This is a genomic window from Bacteroides faecis (genome assembly GCF_020091505.1).
GTDB classification, from domain to species: domain Bacteria; phylum Bacteroidota; class Bacteroidia; order Bacteroidales; family Bacteroidaceae; genus Bacteroides; species Bacteroides faecis.
On the sequence record NZ_CP081916.1, the window covers coordinates 1,281,579 to 1,303,679 of the forward strand.

General features: G+C 43.9%; 13 protein-coding genes. 3 read left to right on the forward strand and 10 right to left on the reverse strand.

Annotated elements, in window-relative coordinates; translation table 11 throughout:
- Positions 1-95: 95 nt before the first annotated feature.
- A complete protein-coding gene (locus K6V30_RS05280) occupies positions 96-737 on the forward strand; it encodes a carbohydrate-binding family 9-like protein (protein WP_055269520.1) in 642 nt (213 codons plus the stop codon).
- A gap of 119 nt (positions 738-856) precedes the next feature.
- Here the strand turns inward: K6V30_RS05280 and lpxA are convergent, their stop codons facing one another.
- From lpxA to lacZ, 5 genes are all read right to left on the reverse strand, one after another.
- Entirely contained in the window at positions 857-1,627 is a 771-nt protein-coding gene (gene lpxA, locus K6V30_RS05285) for an acyl-ACP--UDP-N-acetylglucosamine O-acyltransferase (protein WP_010536069.1), read from the reverse strand.
- Positions 1,628-1,645: 18 nt separating this feature from the next.
- On the reverse strand, positions 1,646-3,031 hold the full coding sequence (locus K6V30_RS05290; protein WP_055269532.1) for a TolC family protein: 1,386 nt from the start codon (positions 3,029-3,031) through the stop codon (positions 1,646-1,648).
- Positions 3,032-3,042: 11 nt separating this feature from the next.
- Entirely contained in the window at positions 3,043-6,261 is a 3,219-nt protein-coding gene (locus K6V30_RS05295; protein ID WP_055269521.1) for an efflux RND transporter permease subunit, read from the reverse strand.
- 16 nt (positions 6,262-6,277) lie between these two features.
- Positions 6,278-7,453 carry an efflux RND transporter periplasmic adaptor subunit gene (locus K6V30_RS05300; RefSeq protein ID WP_022300936.1) on the reverse strand — a complete coding sequence of 392 codons (1,176 nt, stop codon included), beginning with the start codon at positions 7,451-7,453 and terminating at the stop codon, positions 6,278-6,280.
- A 179-nt stretch (positions 7,454-7,632) separates the two neighbouring features.
- Entirely contained in the window at positions 7,633-10,743 is a 3,111-nt protein-coding gene (lacZ, locus tag K6V30_RS05305; RefSeq protein WP_055269522.1) for a beta-galactosidase, LacZ type, read from the reverse strand.
- A 150-nt stretch (positions 10,744-10,893) separates the two neighbouring features.
- Between lacZ and K6V30_RS05310 the strand changes: the two genes are divergently transcribed.
- On the forward strand, positions 10,894-12,813 hold the full coding sequence (locus K6V30_RS05310; RefSeq protein WP_055269523.1) for an Ig-like domain-containing protein: 1,920 nt from the start codon (positions 10,894-10,896) through the stop codon (positions 12,811-12,813).
- Complete coding sequence (locus tag K6V30_RS05315; RefSeq protein ID WP_055269524.1) at positions 12,755-13,633, forward strand: DUF3108 domain-containing protein; 879 nt, start codon at positions 12,755-12,757, stop codon at positions 13,631-13,633. Before K6V30_RS05310 ends, K6V30_RS05315 begins: the two co-directional genes overlap by 59 nt.
- A 36-nt stretch (positions 13,634-13,669) precedes the next feature.
- On the opposite strand, the gene K6V30_RS05320 is transcribed toward K6V30_RS05315, so the two are convergent.
- The 5 genes from K6V30_RS05320 to K6V30_RS05340 form a co-directional block, all read right to left on the reverse strand.
- Positions 13,670-14,074 carry a PaaI family thioesterase gene (locus tag K6V30_RS05320; protein ID WP_010536076.1) on the reverse strand — a complete coding sequence of 135 codons (405 nt, stop codon included), beginning with the start codon at positions 14,072-14,074 and terminating at the stop codon, positions 13,670-13,672.
- Positions 14,075-14,229: 155 nt separating this feature from the next.
- Positions 14,230-15,240, reverse strand: coding sequence for a DUF4973 domain-containing protein (locus tag K6V30_RS05325; protein WP_055269525.1), 1,011 nt, complete (start codon positions 15,238-15,240; stop codon positions 14,230-14,232).
- A 28-nt stretch (positions 15,241-15,268) separates the two neighbouring features.
- Positions 15,269-17,308 carry a RagB/SusD family nutrient uptake outer membrane protein gene (locus K6V30_RS05330; RefSeq protein WP_029425191.1) on the reverse strand — a complete coding sequence of 680 codons (2,040 nt, stop codon included), beginning with the start codon at positions 17,306-17,308 and terminating at the stop codon, positions 15,269-15,271.
- Positions 17,309-17,330: 22 nt separating this feature from the next.
- A complete protein-coding gene (locus tag K6V30_RS05335) occupies positions 17,331-20,414 on the reverse strand; it encodes a SusC/RagA family TonB-linked outer membrane protein (RefSeq protein WP_022300934.1) in 3,084 nt (1,027 codons plus the stop codon).
- Positions 20,415-20,437: 23 nt separating this feature from the next.
- The gene (locus K6V30_RS05340; protein ID WP_010536080.1) at positions 20,438-21,847 is read right to left on the reverse strand and encodes an IPT/TIG domain-containing protein; all 1,410 of its coding nucleotides are present in this window, start codon (positions 21,845-21,847) and stop codon (positions 20,438-20,440) included.
- Positions 21,848-22,101 lie beyond the last annotated feature (254 nt).

Genomic DNA, 22,101 nt, shown 5'->3' on the forward strand with positions numbered 1-22,101 from the left:
GGTATTACTAATGGCAAATATATTGTTTTTATTTGGTTTTCGGGAACCTTATTAGGAGAAAGTAACTATATTTGTATCCTCCAAACGAAAGATATATGAAAGTAAAGAAAATTAGTTCTGCTAATGTAGAGGCTTGTTCGCTTCCTAAATTATTTGATGAGGAAAAGATAGATTTCCAGTCGGTTCAGTGCGTCAATTGGGCTGAATATCCCTATAAACCCAAGGTAAGTTTCCGGATTGCCCACACTAAAGATTCTATTCTGTTGCATTTCAAAGTCAGAGAAGAGAGTGTGCGCGCCAAATATGGAGAAGATAATGGCTCTGTATGGACTGATTCTTGTGTGGAGTTCTTTTCCATTCCGGCAGGCGACGGAATCTATTACAATATAGAATGCAATTGCATCGGAACGATTCTGATTGGTGCCGGACCGGCCCGTAACGGTCGGGAGCATGCTCCGAAAGAAATAACGGGGCTTGTACAGCGGTGGTCCAGTCTGGGCAATGAGCCTTTCGAAGAACGTGTGGAGGATACGAGTTGGGAAGTCGCTCTGATTATTCCTTATAAGGTGTTCTTTAAGCATCAGATTGAGTCTCTGGACGGAAAAGAAGTGAAAGCTAATTTCTATAAATGTGGTGATGAGCTGCAAACTCCTCATTTCTTGTCATGGAACCCGATAGAGATAGAGAAACCAGATTTTCACCGTCCCGATTTCTTCGGTTCGCTGGAGTTCGAATAAGCCGGTAGTATAAGCCTGAATAGAAAGATATAGTAGCGTCATCCTCTAAAAAAAGTAGGGTGACGCCTTTTTATTGGTGTCACCCTTCCTTATAATATAATCTGCGAAAGTTTCTTCGTTTATTTCACGATTCCTCGTTCAGAGCCTCTCACGAAGTTAACGATGTTTTCAATCTCTTCACTCATCGGAACCTGGTCTACGATCTTCTGCACAGCATCCTGAACGCTGAAGTTACCTTGATAAATCAGGCGGTAGGCATTGGCAATATGACGGAGGATTCTTTCCGATGTATTGTGGTGCTGTGAAAGTACCACAGCATTCACCCCATGATAGGCAACAGGATTGCCGGACATGATTACATAAGGAGGAACGTCTTTCGAGATGCGGCATCCGCTCTGTACCAGTGTCCAGCTACCGATGTGGCAGTACTGATGCAAGGTAACGTTACCACTCAGGATCACACAATCGTCCAATACACATTCACCTGCAATCGTAGTACCGATTCCCACTACACAGTTGTTGCTGATCTGCACGTCATGGCAAAGGTGTACTTTATCCATCAGGTAGTTGCCGTTTCCGATTCTGGTTGCATTGCCTGCAAATGTGGCGCGGCTGATTACTACATTTTCGCGGATATCGTTATTATCTCCGATAATCAGGCTGCTTTCTTCTCCTGTATAGTGAAAGTCTTGCGGCTCTGCTCCCAGGACAGCATTCTGATGTATCTTGTTTCCTTTTCCCATTTTAGTACCTTTCAGGATACTGGCGTATGACATGATAGTGCAGTCATCCCCGATTTCCACATCTTTCTCGATATAAGCAAAAGGCAGGACAGTTACATTCTTGCCTAATTTCGCCTCGGGGTCTACGTAAGCTAACGGACTAATCATAATAGTATATGTTTAAAGTTAATCTTCTCTTCCACCACCTAATGCCTGGTAAAGGCTGACCACAGCCTGCATCTTGTCGAAACAATCGGAAACCTGAGAAATCTGTGCGCTCAGGTAAGATTGCTGTGCTGACAAAACCTCCAGATAGGTTGACGTCCCTAAGTTAAACAATTCTTTTGTATCTTCCGAAGCTTTTTTGGCAGATTCTACCTGCATTTGGCGAGATTCGGCCTTTTTACTGGTATTTTGGTATAAACTTAGTGCATTGCTGACTTCACTTCCGGCATTAAATAGCGTTTGCTGGAAAGTTAACTTCGCTTGTTCTTCCTGTGCTTTCGCTGCTTTCAGACGGGCGATATTCGTACCACGGTAGAATAAAGGCTGAGTCAGTGAACCAACAGCGGATGCCAGTAATTTACCCGGATTGATGATGGCGGAACCTGCACTGTTCGTCCATCCGGCAGAACCGCTGAGGGTGATCTGCGGATAGAAAGCGGCACGGGCGGAGTTCGTATTATAATAGCAGCTTGCCAGAGACATTTCGGCTGCTTTTACGTCCGGACGGTTGGATAACAATTGCAAGGGAATACCTGCGGAAAGTTCCGTAGGAAGTACTTGCGCTTCCAGTACTCCACGTTTGATGGCATGCGGAGCTTCTCCCAGGAAAGTAGACAAGGCGTTTTCCGTTTCGCGGATACTTTGCTCGATGTCGGGAATAGAAGCTACCACCTGTGCATAGGCAGCTTTGCTTTGTGCCAAGGCAGCAGACGTGTATGTCGATCTCTCCGAAAGAGCCTGTACAGTTTCAGTATTACGTTTCAGTACTTCAGCCGTTGCCTGGGTGATTTCCAGCTGGCGGTCGAGCATCAGCAGGGTATAATACATATTGGCGATGTTGGAGATCACCTGTGTCTGCACAGCCTGACGGTAAGCCTTTGTTTGTTTCAGCGTCACTTGGGCATTCCGCTTGGAGTTCAGCAGTTGTCCGAACAGGTCAACCTGCCAACTGGCAGTAACCGGCAGTGAGTATGTTTTGGTTGCTGCATTCTTGTCGAAACTACTGATTGTTCCCTGTGGAGACAAACCTATGGACGGCGCGTAAGCCAGTCGGGCTGACATCAGAGAAGCTTCTGCTGCTTTGACGTTCTGAGCAGCTGAAAGGAGATCAGTGTTTTGGTTCAGTCCCTGTTCGATGAGAGACTGGAGCTGTGGGTCGGTGAAGACTTCTCTCCACGGCAGATTACCGAAGTTAGTGGTATCCGAAACCAGTGTGTCGTTCTCCGATGCCGGATCACGATACAGTCCGGAAGTGGTAATGTCTTCGGGTCTGTCATACGACTTATAGATGTGGCAACTGCTCAGGAGAGCAGTTGCACACAACATATATAGAATCTGTTTCTTCATATCGAATTTCATTATTTAGCGTATTGTTCAATCTCAGTTACGGCATCTGCATTGTCGATGTCTTCCCATTCCATTGGTTTAACCTTCTCCTGCAAGTACTGGAAGATTACGAACAGGGCAGGAACGATAAAAATCTGGCAGATCATACCGATCAACATACCACCGATAGAAGCTGTACCCAGTGTACGGTTACCGTGGGCACCTACACCGAAGGCAAACATCAACGGAAGCAGACCGACTACCATGGCAAGGGAGGTCATCAAGATCGGGCGGAGACGGGCGCCGGCACCTAATACGGCTGCCCAGGTAATGCTCATACCCATCTTACGACGGTCGAGGGCAAACTCTACAATCAAGATCGCATTCTTTGCCAACAGACCCATCAACATGATCAAAGCGATCTGCATATAGATGTTGTTGGACATGGTACCGAGTATCATCTTCAACGATGATATACTACCGATAGCGCTCATTCCGTTGACGAACAGGAAGCTGCCCAACAAACCGAACGGAATAGACAGCAATACGGCAAGCGGAAGGATGTAACTTTCGTACTGTGCACTCAGCAGCAGATAGACGAACACGAAGCAAAGGACAAAAATCAAACCTGTGGTACTGCCGCTGCTCTGTGCTTCTTCACGCGCCATACCTCCCAGTTCATAAGTATAACCTGTAGGAAGATTTTCCTGTGCTACTTCTGCCAGAGCAGCCAGTGCCTGACCGGAAGTATATCCGGAAGCCGGAGCAACCATCACCTTCATGGAAGTATACAAGTTGAAACGGCTGATGATATCAGGTCCGTATACTTTCTCTACAGAGATAAACTGAGCGATTGGAGCCATCTCACCCTGGTTATTACGCACTTTGACATTCTTCAATGATTCCAGGTTCTTACGTGATAACGGGTCTGACTGGATCATTACACGGTACATCTTACCGAAACGGTTGAAGTTGGATGCATACAGACCTCCGTAGTATCCCTGCATAGTGCTTAGGATATCACTCGGACTGATACCTGCTTTCTTACATGCTGCCGCGTCAATATCAATCATGTATTGCGGGAAGTTCGGGTTGAAAGATGTTTTTGCCGAGTTGATTTCCGGACGTGCTTCCAGTGCTTGTGTATAGTCGTTGACTACATCAAAGAACTTGTTCAACTCACCACCGGTTTTATCCTGCATGTTCACCTCGATATCCGTAGATGCCGAATAACCCGGAATCATAGGAGGAGCGAAGAACAGCACCTGTGCTTCTTTGATGATTTTCTGTGCACGCATATATAAGGATGCGACAACGATATCGGAATTCTGTACGGCAGAACGTTCGTCCCAGTCTTTCAGCTTGATGATGAATGAACCGTAAGAAGGTCCCTGACCACCGATGAAGCTAAATCCGGAGATCATTGTACGTGAGGAAACGGCGGGATCGGCAGCGATCAAACTGTCTACACGAGCCAGAATCTGTTCCGAACGGTCTTGTGATGTTCCCGGAGGTAATGTTACTGCTCCCATCAGTGTACCGGTATCTTCATTAGGCACCATACCTGTCGGAGTGGTATTCATGAAGAATATAAGCAACACGATAGAAATGACCACTAATCCCATTGACAGCCATTTTTTCTGAATGAAGAACAATACACGTTTCTTATACTTCTTCAGGATAGAATCATAAGCTGCATTGAAAGAGGTGTGGAAGCGGTCCACCAAAGTCTGTTTCTTGTTTCCGTGATCGGTATTATGCGGCTTCAGGAAGATGGCGCACAGTGCCGGACTTAACGTAAGAGCGTTTAGTGCGGACAAACCGATCGCGATAGCCATTGTCATACCAAACTGACGGTAGAAAGTACCGGCTGTACCACCCATGAAGCTAACAGGAACGAACACAGCCATCATTACCAGCGTGATGGATACGATAGCTCCACCCAACTCGTGCATTGCATCGATAGATGCCAGGCGGGCAGATGTGTATCCCTGGTCTAGCTTGGCATGCACACCCTCGACGACCACAATCGCGTCATCAACCACAATCGCAATGGCAAGCACAAGGGCACATAGTGTCAGCAAGTTCAAACTGAACCCGATCAGAGACAATACAAAGAAGGTACCGATCAAGGCTACCGGAATGGCGATAGTCGGAATCAATGTAGAACGTAAATCCTGCAAGAAGATATATACTACGATAAATACCAGGATAAATGCTTCAATCAATGTCTTCAAGACTTCGTGGATAGAAGCGAACAAGAAGTCATTGGCATTCATTGAAATGTTAAGCTTCAATCCGGCTGGCAATGACGTTGAAGCTTCATTCAGTAAGTTTTCGATATCACTGATAGTCTGTGTCGCATTCGTTCCTGCCATCTGATAAACGATACAAGTTACTGCCTTGTGTCCGTTTACCCGGTTGGTAAAGTTGTATCCCAAACGGTCTAATTGAATTTCTGCAATATCATTCAGACGAAGCACTTCGCCGTTCGGCAAAGACTTGATGACGATATTCTCAAATTCTTCCGGTTGCTGCAAACGTCCTTTGTAGCGGATTGTATATTGGAAGGTCTGGTTGCTGCGTTCACCGAACTGTCCCGGAGCAGCTTCTATGTTCTGTTCAGCCAAGGCTGTCGATACGTCGCTCGGTATCAGTTTGTACTGTGCCATAACGTCTGGCTTCAGCCAGATACGCATAGAATAGTCCTGGCCCATCACATTGGCATCACCCACACCCTGTACACGTTGAACCTGAGGAATCAAGTTGATCTTTGCATAGTTTTCGATGAATGCGTCTGTATAGGTGTCGGTTTCGTCGTAAAGAGAGAATACGACCAGCATGGAAGTCTGGCGCTTCTGAGTCGTTACACCGACTTTGGTTACTTCGGCAGGCAGCAATCCCTGTGCCATGGAAACACGGTTCTGTACGTTGACGGCAGCCATGTCCGGGTCAGTTCCCTGCTTGAAGTAGATGGAGATATCACCGGAACCTGTATTGGATGCAGTTGAAGTCATATACATCATGTTCTCTACACCATTGATTTGCTCTTCCAATGGGGCAATCACGGAGTTCAATACGGTTGATGCACTGGCACCCGTATATGTGGCTCTTACCGATACGGTAGGAGGCGCAATGTCCGGGTACTGGGTGATAGGCAGTGTTGCCAATCCGATAGCACCAAGGATGACTATCAGGATGGAAATAACCGTTGATAGTACCGGACGGTTAATAAAGTTATCTAATTTCATACGATTACCTAAGTTATTAGTTGAAAGCTGTAGCCAGATTTCCGTCGTGCTGGTCTTTCAAATGCTGTTGATAGTTCGCTTCTTTCTGGGCTGGTGTGATCGGTTGTATCTTCTGACCGTCTTTGAGAGTTTGCACACCTTCGACCACGATTTTGTCTCCTGCATTCAATCCGGAAGTAACAAGATATTCTTTTCCGTTATCCAGATTGAAAATGCTGATTTCTGTATATTTCACGGTGTTGTCCGGCTGTAGAACGTAGACGAACTTTTTGTCTTGAATTTCCTGAGTTGCAGCTTGTGGTATGCTGATCATGTTGTCCATGGTATAAGGGATCAGGACATTGGCTGTACCACCACTACGCAGGATGTGTTCTTTGTTCGGGAAGATAGCACGCATGCTTACAGAACCGGTTGACTGGTCGATCACTCCTGTGATAGCGTCTACTTTTCCTTCTACATCGTATGTTGTACCGTCGATCAATTGTAGTTTGATGGCCGGTATCTTGCTGATCTCTTCTTTGATGGTCCCTCCGGTTTTGGTCATAGCCAACAGTTCTTTTTCTGTCATAGAGAAATATACATATACCTCGTCTATTTCAGATACCGTAGTCATTGGCGTAGCCATAGAAGGGCTTACGAGTGCTCCCAGACGATAAGGAATATCGTTGATCACACCGTCCGAAGGACTCTTTACTTGTGTAAAGGAGTAATTCTGCTGTGCTGTAGTCAGCTGTGCTTTAGCCTGGGCAAGTTGCGCCTGAGCCTGTGCCAGTGAATTCTTTGCCATTGACAAGTCATAGTCGCTGATGATCTGTTTTTTGTTCAGCTCAATCTTATTGTCAACAGTCATCTGCTGAGTATTCACAGCTGCTTCTGCTGTTGCAACCGCTGCTTTTGCTGTACGTACTGCTGCTTCGTACTGAGTAGGATCTACGATGAATAAGAGCTGTCCTTTGCGAACGGTTGCTCCTTCATCTACGCATAGCTTTGTGATGAAGCCCGATACCTGCGGGCGAATTTCTACGTCTTGTCTACCTTTGATGGTAGCCGGATAAGCTTTCATTAGGTCTGCAGTTGTCTTCTGTAATTCCTGTACTGCATATTCTGGGACTTTTCCCGTGTCATTGCCCTTATTGCCACAACTAGACAAGAGGGCTAAGCAAAATGCAAATAAAACAATTCTACTTTTCATACTTTATATTTATCTGTTTTTTAAAATTGTGCGTTCGTCGCAGTGTGTATTCATTGTATGGATAGATGATCCAAGGAAGAAAAGCCGGAAACTTATTCTATGAAATAAGTTTCCGGCTGCAAAAGTACTTTAAATTCAGTATTCTTGTATTCTGATACCGTGTTTTTTAACTATGTTTTTTACTTTAGTTTATGATATATAGGATTCATAATAAAACTAAACTCGTAATCTTGATAGGGAAGACGGTATTTTTCTAAAGGAATAGCCCCCCAACTGTTGACACAGGCAAGCCCCGTTTGTGCTTTATCAATACAGAAGTTTGTGAAGTTGGCTTTTTCTACTTCCGGTGAATGGCGTTGGTCTTTGCCGGCACCGTCATCCAGTGATTCGATTGTATAGTTCAGTGCAGAAGCGGAGAACGGTGCATCAGCTACAAACTGCAATCCATTACCACTGATATTGAGCAGGTTCCACCAACGGACGTCTGTTTTCGTTCCGGTTTCCTGCGGGCGGATGTATGGATAGAATTGCTCTTCTACAGTTTGGCGATATTTGCCGATCATTGCACCATGGTTACGGTCTGCATAGTTTTCGCCCGGTCCGCGTCCATAATATTCTACTTCATTGAATGTGACAGGCATGCGAAGTTGCATTCCGAAACGGAACATTTCAGAGATTTTCTTGCTTTTGTCTGCTTCCATTTTCTGAGTAACTTTTACAGCTCCCTTATTATTAATGATGTATGTCAGGAATAACTTTCCTCCTATAGACTTCATATCATATTCTGCACGGATAACTGCTTGTTCATTTTCAATATCATGCTTCAGTGAGGTCAGTTTCAATTCCGGATGTTTCCAGGCGCCATATCTGTGTTGTAATCCTGCACCAAAGTCATTGTCGGTCGGAGCGCGCCAGAAGTTAGGAGTCAGGGCGGTTCCATCTTCCATTAGTTGTATACCATTGACATCATAGCGGCAGAGATAACCGTTGTGTTTGTTGAATTCGAGCGTAAAGTCTTCGCCGGAAACGATCAGGTAATTATAATCATTGGTCTGGAAGGTAGGTACTACTACTGCGATATTAGAGGACTGCTTGTTTTCCAGTTTGAGTTCCGGTGCTTTGTAATCGCGGATGCTCATTTGGTCATAAGCGATCGTCTCTCCTGCCGGGAGCAGTGTCTCAGCTGCTTTTAGTTTGTAGCTGACGTTCAGCAACAGTTCCTTGCAAGGACAAATATTCTTGGTGTCAAATGGCAACTGTAGCTTTACTGTCTGTTGCGGAGCTACGTTCAAGTCTGATACGATACCGTTTTGAACAACTTCTCCATTAGCCAGCAACTGCCATTCCAGATAGTATGTAGACAGATCGCGGAAGAAGTTCTCATTATAGATATTGATTTCACCTTTGGAAAGGTCGGCTGGTGTGGTCCAGATGTTCTGGTAGAAATATCCTACTTCATAAGCATGCGGATTGGGTACCCGGTCGGGGCTGATTAAGCCGTTGTCGTTGAAGTTATTGTCCGAAGCGTCGTATTTGTTGAAGTCGCCTCCATAACCATAGATGGCTATACCGTCTTTATTTTTCCAATGGCAAGACTGGTCAACAAAGTCCCAGATAAATCCACCTTGATATTTCGGATACTTACGGATGATGTCCCAGTATTCTTTGAATCCACCCATGGAGTTACCCATCGCATGCGCGTATTCGCATTGGATAAGCGGTTTGTCGATATTGCCTTCACAATATTTGATACATTGGTTATAATCATAGTACATCGGGCAGAAAATGTCGGTGAATTCACTCGTTCTTGCCTGCTCGTACTGTACGGCACGTGTCTTGTCTTCGTTCTTGATCCAAGTGTAGCAATGTTCGAAGTTCGGTCCCATACCTGCCTCATTTCCTAATGACCAGAAAATGATAGACGGGTGGTTATAGCTGCGTTGCACATTACGCTGGTTGCGTTCCATGTGTGCTTTTGCATAAATCGGGTTTTTAGCTAGTGTTTTGTCACCATATCCCATTCCGTGAGATTCAACATTGGCTTCGGCTACTACATACAAACCGTATTCGTCGCAAAGATCATACCAGCGGTTGTCATCCGGGTAGTGGCAGGTACGTACCGCGTTGATATTAAGCTGTTTCATCACCTTGATGTCTTGTATCATACGTTCGAGGGAAACGACATAGCCACCGTCCGGGTCCATTTCATGACGATCGGCTCCTTTGAAGAGTACAGGCTGTCCGTTGACGAGTATTTGTCCGCCTTTCAGTTCGATTTTACGGAAACCTACCTTGATGGGAATCACTTCTGTAATGTTGTTCCCGTTTTTCAGAGTGGCGGTCAATGTGTAGAGGTTGGGTGTTTCAGCAGTCCATTTTGCGGGGTTGGCTATGTTGAAAGTTGTATTTAGTTTGCCGGAACCTTTCAGGTCGGCTGTTGCTACGCTCTTTCCTTGTGCATCTGTAAGATCGAGAGCTATTGTGCCACTGCCTTTCAGGTCGATGGCTATGTTTAGTGTACCGTCCTTATACTGGTTGTCCAGGTCGGGAGTAACACGGATATCTTGAATATGCTTTTTGTCACGTGCATACAGGTAGCAATCACGTCCCACACCGGAATAGCGGAAGAAGTCCTGATCTTCCAGATAACTGCCGTCGCACCAGCGGAATACTTGGAAGGCAATCAGGTTTTTCCCGGGTTTCAGGTAATTGGTCAGATTAAATTCGGCTTCCAGCTTGCTGTCTTCGCTATAACCTACATAACGGCCATTTACCCAGAGGTACATATTGGAAGTTACGGAGCCGAAGTGGGCAAAAATATCTTTCCCTTTCCAGTCGGCAGGAAGAATGATTTCTTTCCGGTAAGAACCTACGTGGTTGTTTTCTGTGGGTACGAGGGGAGGGTTGTGCTGGAATTGGTTTCTCCAGGCATAACCGACATTTACATAGATCGGATCACCATAACCATTCAGTTCCCATACAGCGGGCACTTTAATGTTGTTCCATCCTTTGTCGTTAAAACTAGTCTGATAGAAGTCAGTCGGGCGCGCGTCTGCATTTCTTACCCAGTTAAATTTCCAGAGACCGTTCAGAGTCATAAAATTCTTTGAGTCCTCTTTGCTGCCCGCTTTAGCTTCATCAGCCGATGCATAGGCAAAATAATTAGTGTGCATTGCGGAGCGGTTTACGGAATTCACTTCCGGGTCTTTCCACTCATTAAAGTTCTGTGCTTGGATGGCTGTTGTTAGTCCTAGTGCAGCCAAACAGCAGGAAAGTAGTTGTTTCTTCATGGGTTTTTTGTATTAGGTTTGAATTTCGGGAGTCAAAGATAGGGATTTATTAACAAGATAAGGACCAATAATCATTCATTTAAGGCTACTTTTTAATAAATTAGCTAGAAAGTGTAGTGTTTATTGGTGAAGAACGTTTATTTTTGCAGCATGTTACAATTTGAGAATCAAAAGATAAAACATATCGTGCGTAAAGCTTTTCCGGTAGTAGTACTGGCGGCTATACTGTACTCCTGTGCCAGTATTGGGCATCCGACGGGGGGAGATAAGGATTATGATCCTCCGCGTTTCGTCGGCAGTACTCCTGTTGCAGGTGCTATTAATAATAAGAGAACGAAAGTTTCTCTCCAGTTTGATGAGTTTATTAAGCTAGAGAAAGCGACCGAGAAGGTGGTTGTTTCTCCTCCTCAGATACAACAACCGGAAATCAAGGCATCAGGAAAGAGAATACAGGTGAATCTGCTTGATTCGCTGAAGCCTAATACTACCTATACTATAGATTTCTCGGATGCTATCGTTGACAATAATGAAGGTAATCCTTTAGGTAATTTTGCATTTACTTTTTCTACCGGTGCACAGATTGATACTATGGAAGTATCAGGAACGGTACTTGACGCTTCCAATCTGGAGCCTATTAAAGGAATACTGGTCGGATTGCATGCTAACCTGAATGATACAGCTTTTACCAAACTCCCTTTCGACCGTGTGGCTCGTACTGACAGTCGTGGACGCTTTTCCATCCGTGGGGTAGCTCCCGGTAAGTATCGTATCTTTGGACTGATGGATTCTGACCAAAACTTTGCTTTTACTCAAAAAAGTGAAGTCATTGCTTTTAATGATTCATTGATCATTCCGCGTATGGAGGAAAGACTTCGTATGGATACAGCTTGGGTGGATTCTTTGACTTATGATACGATTGTTGAGAAGAAATACATGCATTATCTGCCCGATGATGTGATTCTCCGCGCTTTTAAAGAGTTAAACTATTCGCAGTACCTGATTAAGTCCGAGCGGTTGGTTCCTCAGAAATTCACACTCTATTTTGCAGGTAAAGCAGATACTTTGCCTGTGCTGAAAGGCTTGAACTTCGAAGATAAGGACGCTTTTATCATAGAAAAGAACCAACGGAACGATACGATTCATTACTGGGTGAAGGACTCTTTGCTTTATAAACAGGATACCCTTGCTCTTAGCCTTACCTATCTTTATACAGATACGTTGAATCAATTAATTCCTCGTACAGATACGTTGAAGTTGGTATCCAAACAAAAGACTTTGACTAAAGAAGAGCCCGAGAAGAAGAAAAAGAAGAAAAAGAAAGATGAAGAAGATGAGCCGATACCTACCAAATTCTTACCGGTGAATGTGAATGCACCTTCATCTATGGATGTGTATGGTTATATCTCTTTGAACTTTGAGGAACCGATTGCTAGTTTTGATACTGCGGCCATTCATTTGCGGCAAAAGGTGGATACGATTTGGAAGGATGTCCCTTTCGAATTCGAACAAGACTCATTGAATTTGCGGCGGTTTAATCTGTATCCTGGAAATGATTGGGAAGCTACAATGGAATATGAGTTCTCGGTGGACTCGACAGCTTTTCATGGCATTTATGGTTTGTTTACCGATAAGATAAAACAATCGTTTAAAGTACGTAGTGAGGATGAATATTTTACTCTTCATTTCAATGTTACGGGAGCGGACCCGATGGCATTTGTAGAGTTGTTGGATGCTCAGGATAAAGTGGTACGTAAACGGAGGATTGACAAAGGAATGGCTGATTTTTATTTCCTGAATCCTGGAAAATATGGTGCCAGACTAATTAATGACACTAATGGAAACGGAGAGTGGGATACAGGTGATTATGCAAAAGGACAGCAGCCGGAAGCTGTCTACTATTACCCGAATATATTGGAGTATAAAGCTTTATGGGATACAACACAAAATTGGGATATCCATGCAACTCCTGTAGACAAGCAGAAGCCGGATGAACTTAAAAAACAAAAACCAGATGAAGACAAAAGAAAGAAAGATAGGGAACAAGATAACCAAAACCGTAGGCGCCGCTAGTTTGCGCCGTAATCTAGTTATAGGCTTAGTAGCATTGTTTATAGGGTGTTTTGCACTTCCTGCCAATGCACAGTGTGAAGCAAAGAACGATGCTTTCCAGTCTGGAGAGCATGTGATGTACGACTTGTACTTCAACTGGAAATTCGTTTGGGTGAAAGCGGGTATAGCCAGTCTGACAACCAATGCGACTACTTATCATTCAGAACCTGCATACCGTGTCAATCTGCTTGCTTTAGGCAGTAAGCGTGCCGATTTCTTTTTCAAGATGCGTGATACACTAACTTGCGTCATGGGAGAAAAGCTGGAGCCTCGTTACTTTCGTAAAGGTGCCGAAGAAGGAAAACGCTATACGGTAGATGAGGCTTGGTTCTCTTATAAAGACGGTCTTTGTTTTGCTAAGCAAAAACGTACGTTCCGTGACGGAGAAGTGCAGGAATCAGAAGAAAGTGATAGCCGCTGTATCTATGATATGCTGACTATTCTTGCTCAGGCGCGTTCTTATGATCCTGCTGATTATAAGGTAGGCGATAAAATCAAATTCCCGATGGCTACCGGACGTAAAGTAGAAGAACAGACGCTGATTTATCGGGGAAAAGAGAATGTGAAAGCTGAAAATGGAGTAACCTATCGCTGCCTGATCTTTTCATTGGTTGAGTATGATAAGAAAGGGAAAGAAAAGGAGGTGATTACCTTCTTTGTGACAGATGATAAGAATCATCTTCCTGTCCGTTTGGATATGTTTTTGAATTTTGGTTCTGCCAAAGCTTTCTTAAATGATGTCAGAGGTAATCGTCATCCGTTGACTTCTATCGTTAAATAGTGCGTCAGCGAATCTGGCGCACTTCGTTTCCTGTCATTACAGCGTAAAAGGAACTTTCTGGTCTTTTCTGAAAACACTTGATTCGAATGTAGCAATCAAGTCCCCGTTTTGGTTGGTTACATCTACCTGATAGCAACCGGTACTTCGACCGATATAGCGTTCGCGCGCTTCGGCATAAAGGGTATCGCCCGGACCGCTTGCACGTAGAAAAGTGATTGTGGATGAGAGGGAAAAGGACAGCGTACCATGAGAATTGGCGGCTGCTGCAAGTGCAAGATCTGCCAATGTAAAGATAGCTCCTCCTTGAGTTCGTGCGCCGGCATTAAGATGTTCGGGTTTTATTTCCAGCTTGGCTTTGCTATATCCTTCGCGTACTTCAAGCAATATTACACCTGCATTTTCGGCGAATAAATCATTTTTAAAAAACTCTTGTGGGGTCATAATGGTTAATTTTGAATTACTAATTTGAAACTTCTAATAATGGGGCTATGAGCTTTGGATTAAACTATAATTCAAAACTCATACCCCATCATTAAAGATTCTCCTGCAAATGTAATAAATTTATTTCCATATGCGGTTACCAGATCTTTACCTTTTTACCATTCAATTGCTTGATCCTCATCTGGAATCAATGGATTGATTTGTCGTTCCATTGTCATGGAGCCTTTTACTTCATAAGTCATCGGATAATCTGGATTAGAAGTGACATCCGTGTACTTGTAACTCAACTCTAGCGTAGTAAGATGGCGTTCCATATATTTGATGGTTTCGTGTTGAATGATTCGTTTTTCATACTTACACTCTCCCAGTGGTTGAATATTGATTTCTGATTCACTTGCGTCGCCGTATAGTTTCAACGTTCCTTTAACAGTACCTTCCTCGTCCTCTGTTGCTTCTCCAAACTCCACAAATACTTTATATCTGGAGCGGTTTTCGTCTTCCACCCAAGTTGAACCGGCATAGAAGAAAATGGTATTTTCGTCCACTACACGGGCTACACGTGTATCTACCTTAGCGGGATCTGATGTTGTTCCTTCGATGTAAATATTCATCAGTGTGGTATTATAAGTACCAGAATAGTCATTGAACAGATTGACTCCCAGTAGCGCTTTATAACGTCCCTTATATTTATTTTGTATATAAGAGGGGTCTTCTTCAATTGTCAACGGAAGTACATATTTCTCATCCAGTTCCAACCCGTTAAAGTTGAAATGGATGGGATAGAGCTGTATGTTTTCTCCTGCAGGAATGTGGCAAATATTTGATTCAAAAGAATAATGTTGTTTTGCAAGGGAGACATACCAAAGATCTTGACGGCCTACAGGGAATTTCTCCTGATTAAGTATTCGGAGCGTGTCCTCATCTACGGCTATTTTCACGTCTATATTTCGATCGTTATTCTTCGAACCACTGACAATGACCGGCAACTGGTATATTCCCATTCCATCCGGCTGATAGCGTACATAAATTTCATTCAGACTATTGTCTCCCAAAGGAGCCTTGAAAGAAATCATCTGCGTGTAAAGTTCCTCCTTCCATTCGTCATTGCACGCACTGAATGTTGCGCACATTGCCAATATCATTCCTAAAATATATAATTTTCTCATATTGATTTTTTAGTTTATAATGTTAATACTAATCATAGTACTGCCATCCGGGAGCTTGTGACAGATTCTTGTTCCGTTTCAGTTCATCGAAGCTGATAGGCCAGAAATATTGTTTACGAGAGAAAGACGTCTGTAGCTCGGCTACTCTGACCGGCAGATAATACATGTCTTTGTATTCTTCGTTCATTAGTGTGTTGCAACCGTAGATTTGCTCACTTTCATGCTCTTCGACGATCTTCCAACGGCGCAGGTCATAGAAGCGCTGGGTTTCTGCAAAGAATTCGATTTGCCGTTCATGGACTATTTTTTCAAAGAACTTTTTCGGATTCTCATATATCTCATCACTATAATCGGGTACTCCGGCACGCATACGGACAGGTTTTACTCCGCGGCGCATCTGTTCTTTGTCACGGGAGATGTCGTAAGTCTGGTTTCCGTCCCATGAGGCTATTTGATAGTGTGCCCCTTCAGAAATATTATTTAGTGCTTCTGCATACATCAGTAATATGTCGGCGTAACGAAGTGTAGGTTCCACTTTCTGATAGATGGAGCCTCCCCATTTGGCACAATCGTTCGGGTTTACATATTTCATAATGCCGATACCGGTGATACACCAGTTATCAGAACCGTTTATACGTCCGTCGGTCGCTCCCCGATAATACCAGATTTGTTTGTTTCGTGAATCTTTCCCTCCTTCTTCCTTGATGCTTAGTGCATTCCAAATTGCTCCGTTGAAAGCTACGGAGGCATAGAAACGAGGTTCACGGTTGGTATATCCCCACCATACATTATTTTTTACGTGGTCGTACTTGTGTTCATCTTTGTTTTCATCGTTTGTGAACTTTCCTTTCCACAAGGTGTAGTATTCTTTGCTAAAAGGTTTACCATCTGCCATGTCATAAGCTTCACTTTGTTTCAGAGTTATTCCGTGTACATTATATCCTCCAAACGTTCCGGGTAGTTGATGCTTAACGAAATCTACCATGGTGTTGTCTGTTTTTAAGTCATTGCTGTCTCCATTGGTTCCTCGGGTGAAAATAAGTTCTTGATTCTCTGCAGCATAGATGTCACCATTAAAAATAGAACGATAAGACTCAAAAGGATCTATATTGGCCCATCCTTCTGGAAAGGGCTTGTTGCTGTATTCCTCATGATAGGGCGGTTCAATCGTAGTTGGATAAGCTTCGTCTGTACTAACCGGACGTCTTTCAAAAGTATAAAGTTTGTAAAGTCCGCTTGCTTCCGAGTAATCAATCATATCTCTGGCAGCAGCAGCGGCTTTTGCCCACTTCTCTTCATTGTATTCTTGCGGAATCAGTTGTTTGCCGTCCTTGTTGGTGAAGTCTGCCATTTCCGTATTTCCGTTAACCAGCGGACTAGCGGCATAGAGAAAAACTTTGGCGCGTACAGCCAGTGCAGCTCCTTTGGTTGGGCGGGCAATGTTCAAGTTATCACGTTTTTCGAATAGTTCGGTAGCTGCAATTTCCAATTCAGAGGTAATGAATTGCACACATTCGTCATAGGTGTTGCGTGGATACGCCAACTCATCATATGATTTTGTATAATCGGCTCCTTCCGGTGGTAGGATGGGGATCGGACCGAATTTTCTCAGAAGCATCCAGTAGAAATAGGCACGCAGAAAACGGGCCTGTCCTCGTACATCTGTCACTTCCTCCGGAGTGAGATCCTGATTCTCATGTAATTCATTCAGTAGGATGGAAGCTTGATAGATTCCGTCATATGACCATTTCCATGCATTCTGACCGCCTGTGGAATTTAAATATTCGCCACGCTTGAATTTGGCAAAACGGTCTCCACGCTCGTTGAATACTTGGTCATCTGAGAAGTTGAAAGGACATACGTCGCTGTGTCCTACTTCCAGATTATCTCCCTGCAAGCGGCTGTAGCAGAATGATAGCCATTGGAGTGTATAGTCTTTGTCTGAGAAAATGCGTTCTGTAGACTGTTGATCTCTGAAATAGCGATCTACATTTAGATAATCGGAACAGGAAGTGAGTCCTAACCCGAGCGCTACCGCTCCCAATAAGATGTATTTATTTCTTTTCATAATTTTTCTTTTCATAATTGTTTTAGATTCCCACCGTCAGTCCGATGGTAACAGTTTTAGATAGGGGATACTGTTGTCCGTTAGAACTACCCAGTTCCGGATCCCAAAGTTTAAAGTCGGAGAAAGTCAGTAGGTTTGTTCCCATCAGGTACAAACGCACACGGTCCAGATGGAGTTTATTGACAAACCGTTTCGGGATACTGTAACCTAGTTCCACATTTTTCAAACGGATGTATGAACCGTTTCGTAACCAATAAGTTGAAGCGCGATAATTGTTATCATTGCCTCCATAACTCAGACGTGGATATCTGGCATTCGGGTCCTCGTTGGTCCCCAACGACCAGTAGTTTCCGACTACATCTGTCAGAATGTTTCCCCAGGACTTCTCTTTGAAGGGATATACGGTGAATCCGTCTATGAAGAAGGATGATTTTCCGGCTCCTTGGAAGTGAACGTTGATGTCAAATCCTTTCCATTGCGCAGATACACCGAATCCGTAAATCAAGTTAGGGCGAGTCGTTGCGCCGATGGGCACTTCGTCGTCTCCGTTAATGACTCCGTCACCGTTTACGTCTTTGTATTTGATATCGCCTGGCATGATGCCTGACCCCTGTGATGGCCTGTTACGAATTTCTTCATAGTCTTTAAATAATCCTTCAGCTATCAGACCACGCGCCTGGTCTACACGGAATCCGTACTTCATCTTATACGGGTAGCGACTATTCTCTTCGTCATATTCCTTGATCTCATTTTTACTATAGGTCATGTTGGCACGTACCGTAAGGTCTACCTCACCTACCTTCTGCTTATAAGCAATATTTCCGTCAAAGCCTTCGGACAAGACAGAGCCTACGTTAGCATAAGGTTTTGTTGTGATGTGATTCAGACCGATAATCTGAGGAAGATAACTACGCAACATATAAATACCGTTGCGCTGTTCGTGGAAGTAGTCAATGCTGCCACTGAACTTATCATTGAACATAGAGAAGTCAAGTCCGAGGTCATGTTTCTTGGCTACCTCCCAAGTGATGCTGTTTGATGCAATTCTCGAATAGGTCAGTCCGGTATAATAATAATTACTGGTGCCGATATCACCGTAATAGTAACCGTCTTCATCCCATGTTCCGAATTTCTCTACGTATGGGAAGCGGGTTCCCACATTGTCGTTACCTACCTTACCGTATGAGTAGCGCAGCTTAAACATGTTCAACCATTTGAGATGTTTCTTGATGATTGACTCTTCAGCGATGTTCCATGCCACAGAATAGGCGGGAAAAAATCCAAACTGCTGACCTGAGGCAAAGTTCTCGGAACCGTTGTAACCGAAATTGAAGTCAAAGAAGTAGCGGTATTTCCATCCATAGGTGAAACGTCCTGCAAATCCCTGATGACGATTTTGAATACTCTGCACAATCTTCTCGTAGCTATCTGTATTGCCGTTGTGAGATGTATTGGTAGTCTTGTCCTGAGAATACTTTAAAACGGCTCCTAGCATGTGGTCACCAAACGTACGGTTATAGTGTAGCTCTGCCTCCAGATATTCCTTCCGTTGTCCACTTGAATACATCGTTCCGTCCATCAGTTTCTGCGTCTCTATTCTTCTGAATTGCAGCTCTCCGTCGGAGGTACGTTGCCGTTCTGCTAACCAACTTTCCGGCCATTTGAAACGGTTGTCACCGTTATCTGTATAAGTATCGAAGCCGAAGCGCCCATAGAATTTTAATCCCTTTGTAATAAATTTCAGATCTTGTTCAAGGTTAACTGTAGTCTGGATTTTATTCTTCCATGTTTCCTGATACCCTTGCTGGGTAGTCAGCACCCACGGATTTCTTCGTCCCTCATTACCGACTGCTGCCCATTTTCCGTCACTATATTGTACTGGTGAAGCGATGGGACTGTATCCCATCAGTGAGTGCCATATTTCATGATATTGGCTTCCCGGCAGGTTCTGTTTGTCCAAAGACCCCGATACACCTACTTTTAGTAGCGTAGTTTTTGTCAGGTCTATGTCTACATTCATGCGGTAGTTCCAGCGATGGTAGTTGGCATTGGTGTTATAGTCCGTCATAGCACGATCTGTCTCGTACATACCACCTTCATTTACATAACTGGCAGAAATAAAATAACGGGCCACCGTACCACCTCCGGTCAAGTCTACGGTTGCACGATAAGTGGGGGCGCCGTCTTTCAGTATTAAATTCATCCAGTCCACATTCGGGAAAAGATCCTGATCCAGCCCGTTTGCAAACAGTTTCAAGTCACTTTCGCTATAGGCTGGAGCTTGACTACGACTAATTAAGGCTTCGTTCATCATGCGGGCATACGTTGGACCGTCTACAAATTCCGGAGTTCTGGTGCGTGTATTATACGAGGTTTCTACTTTGGCATTAACGCGGGTCTTTCCTTCTTTTCCGCGTTTGGTCGTGATCAAGACAACTCCATTTGCACCGCGTGAACCGTAAATTGCTGTTGCAGAGGCATCCTTCAACACTGAGAAGTCTTGGATATCTTCCACATTGATCTCATTCATATCACGCTCGAAACCATCGACTAGCACCAATGCACTGCCGCCGGCGCCGAAAGTGGAGATACCGCGTATCCAAAACTCGGAGATATTACTACCCGGCTGTCCGGAAGTTTGGCGAGCGAGTATACCGGCCACATTACCTGCAAGAGCGTTCGTTATACTTGCTGTCGGAGTACGTAGCTGAGAAACGTCGACTGTGGTAACGGCACCTGTCACAGTTACCTTCTTCTGAGTGCCGGTTCCTGTGACAACAACTTCGTCGATGACCGTTTCTTTCGTCTCTACCATAACGACGTTAATGATTTTTTTGTCTTTGATAAAGACTTCCTGTTTTGTAAATCCCACATAGGAGAAGATCAAGTAAGAATAATTGGGAACCTTGATCTTATAACGTCCGTTTATGTCGGTTATCGCGCCGAAGCCCGGTATGTTTTTCGCTGTAACGTTTACACCTACTAAAGGTTCGTTCTTTGGATCTGTGACGATTCCTGTCACTTCAATCGTCTCTTGTTCATTTTGGGCATAGACTGTAGTTGTCCAGCCTACTATCAAGAAAAATAGTAAGATTATATTTCTCATATTCATTTGTGTTTTAAATAGTATTATTCCGTTGTCATATAACGAATTCCTTTATTGTCGATATCTCCGATATAGAACATATCTGTATCAGGATCGTAGGCAAGGCCGGCAGGCTGATTGAAACGTGCTTCATGTAACGGATTACCGTCTACATATCCCCAAATTTTGCCGTCGGCATTTTCGTTACTTCGTCCGGCTGCGAGAGAGGCTACTCCATGTGGGTCCAGCTTCCAGATGCAGTGATTTTCTCTGTCACAAAAATAGAAGTCATATTGGTCTTTGTCAGGACCGATTCCTTCTCCGTATTTTTCGTTTTTAACAAATACACCGAACTGTGGTTTGTTAAACCGGGCGCTACCTCCTGTTCCTTCTTTGAAACTTTTATCGTTCATGTTTCCGGCAATGATGCTGGGATTACCGAATGTTTTTGCCACCGGATCATAATCGGCTCTGAACACTGCGCCAAAATTGTCGGAAAGCATGTACATAAATTTATTGGACGGGTGCTTGAATAATATCGTGTGTGAACCGCCCACTGCTGATATCTGACTCAGACTAAAGGCAACTTCCGCATTCTCGTCGATATTGGGAATAGCTCCATTGCGTATCATTTTGTAGACTTTTCCTTCCCACCAGGTGGTGTAAAAGATGGTTCCGTCATCCATATACACTAAGCTATATGCTGTCCTGCCATAGTTGTAAGGACGAATTCGTCGAAAATTCTCACGACGGAGAGAATAATAGATATTTGCCCGGGTAGTGTTGTCCTGACCGTGATCATCGGTAAACAGCAACGTGTCTCCGTCAGCGCTGAATGTGAAAGAGTACATTGTGCTATATCCTGTTCTTGGAAAGAGACGTTTTACAGTCCGCTCTGTCAGGTCTATTAGATGGAGACCGTCAGAATGGTTTGAAGAAAAAAGTAACCGGTTGTCTCCGTCTTTGTACTTGGGATCGAACACCATGCAATCATTGGAAGGAATAGAAGCTCCTTCATCGAACGAACCCTCTTGAAATGCGGAATTATTATCCTCATCTACTTTACGTAGCAAGGTGCCTACAACCGTTGCAGGAGTGTACTTGAATTCTTCTTCAAATGTATGTTCTGCAATCGGTTTGCCATCCGGTCCATCTATGCGAACATTGATTATTCCATCAAAAGCCTTGGAAGGAACCATGCAATAAATGTTTTTTCCATCAGCTCCGATTGTTTTCGTTTTTTCTCCACCGATCGTGATATGAATTTTGGTAGGGTCACTTCCAAAGTTACTGCCTTCAATGTACAGGCGGGTTCGCATACCTCCCTCTTTAGGATTAAAATCTGTAAATACTACCGGTTGAGATGGATCGTACTGATCGGGATCAACCTTATCATCTTTGCAACCGATGAGGAGTAAACAGCAGGCAAGTACTGTTATTAGGTGCTTTTTCATAAATATAAATTAATTAAATGGTTAAAATGTAGCTGAACAATAAATATTTTATTGCTTACAGCGTTTGCTTATCTCATATTATAAGCGCAGTATATATCATTGTATTTGACGGCTTGCTGAATTCTTCAGAAGAGAAATATAGGCAGCATCACATTCATAATTTTCGTCATGTGATTTTATTGGATATATTTCTAACAGAATAAATTTGGATAGCTGCGTCTTTTCTGTCTTCTTTATTCTATACTGAAATCCCA

What these genes read in the sequence shown, in the direction of transcription:
- K6V30_RS05280 (WP_055269520.1), top strand. Translation starts at nt 96, where the DNA reads ATGAAAGTAAAGAAAATTAGTTCTGCTAATGTAGAGGCTTGTTCGCTT.
- K6V30_RS05315 (WP_055269524.1), top strand. Translation starts at nt 12,755, where the DNA reads ATGAAGACAAAAGAAAGAAAGATAGGGAACAAGATAACCAAAACCGTA.
- K6V30_RS05340 (WP_010536080.1), bottom strand. Translation starts at nt 21,847, where the DNA reads ATGAAAAAGCACCTAATAACAGTACTTGCCTGCTGTTTACTCCTCATC.
- lacZ (WP_055269522.1), bottom strand. Translation starts at nt 10,743, where the DNA reads ATGAAGAAACAACTACTTTCCTGCTGTTTGGCTGCACTAGGACTAACA.
- K6V30_RS05295 (WP_055269521.1), bottom strand. Translation starts at nt 6,261, where the DNA reads ATGAAATTAGATAACTTTATTAACCGTCCGGTACTATCAACGGTTATT.
- K6V30_RS05320 (WP_010536076.1), bottom strand. Translation starts at nt 14,074, where the DNA reads ATGACCCCACAAGAGTTTTTTAAAAATGATTTATTCGCCGAAAATGCA.
- lpxA (WP_010536069.1), bottom strand. Translation starts at nt 1,627, where the DNA reads ATGATTAGTCCGTTAGCTTACGTAGACCCCGAGGCGAAATTAGGCAAG.
- K6V30_RS05310 (WP_055269523.1), top strand. Translation starts at nt 10,894, where the DNA reads ATGTTACAATTTGAGAATCAAAAGATAAAACATATCGTGCGTAAAGCT.
- K6V30_RS05290 (WP_055269532.1), bottom strand. Translation starts at nt 3,031, where the DNA reads ATGAAGAAACAGATTCTATATATGTTGTGTGCAACTGCTCTCCTGAGC.
- K6V30_RS05300 (WP_022300936.1), bottom strand. Translation starts at nt 7,453, where the DNA reads ATGAAAAGTAGAATTGTTTTATTTGCATTTTGCTTAGCCCTCTTGTCT.
- K6V30_RS05325 (WP_055269525.1), bottom strand. Translation starts at nt 15,240, where the DNA reads ATGAGAAAATTATATATTTTAGGAATGATATTGGCAATGTGCGCAACA.
- K6V30_RS05335 (WP_022300934.1), bottom strand. Translation starts at nt 20,414, where the DNA reads ATGAGAAATATAATCTTACTATTTTTCTTGATAGTAGGCTGGACAACT.
- K6V30_RS05330 (WP_029425191.1), bottom strand. Translation starts at nt 17,308, where the DNA reads ATGAAAAGAAATAAATACATCTTATTGGGAGCGGTAGCGCTCGGGTTA.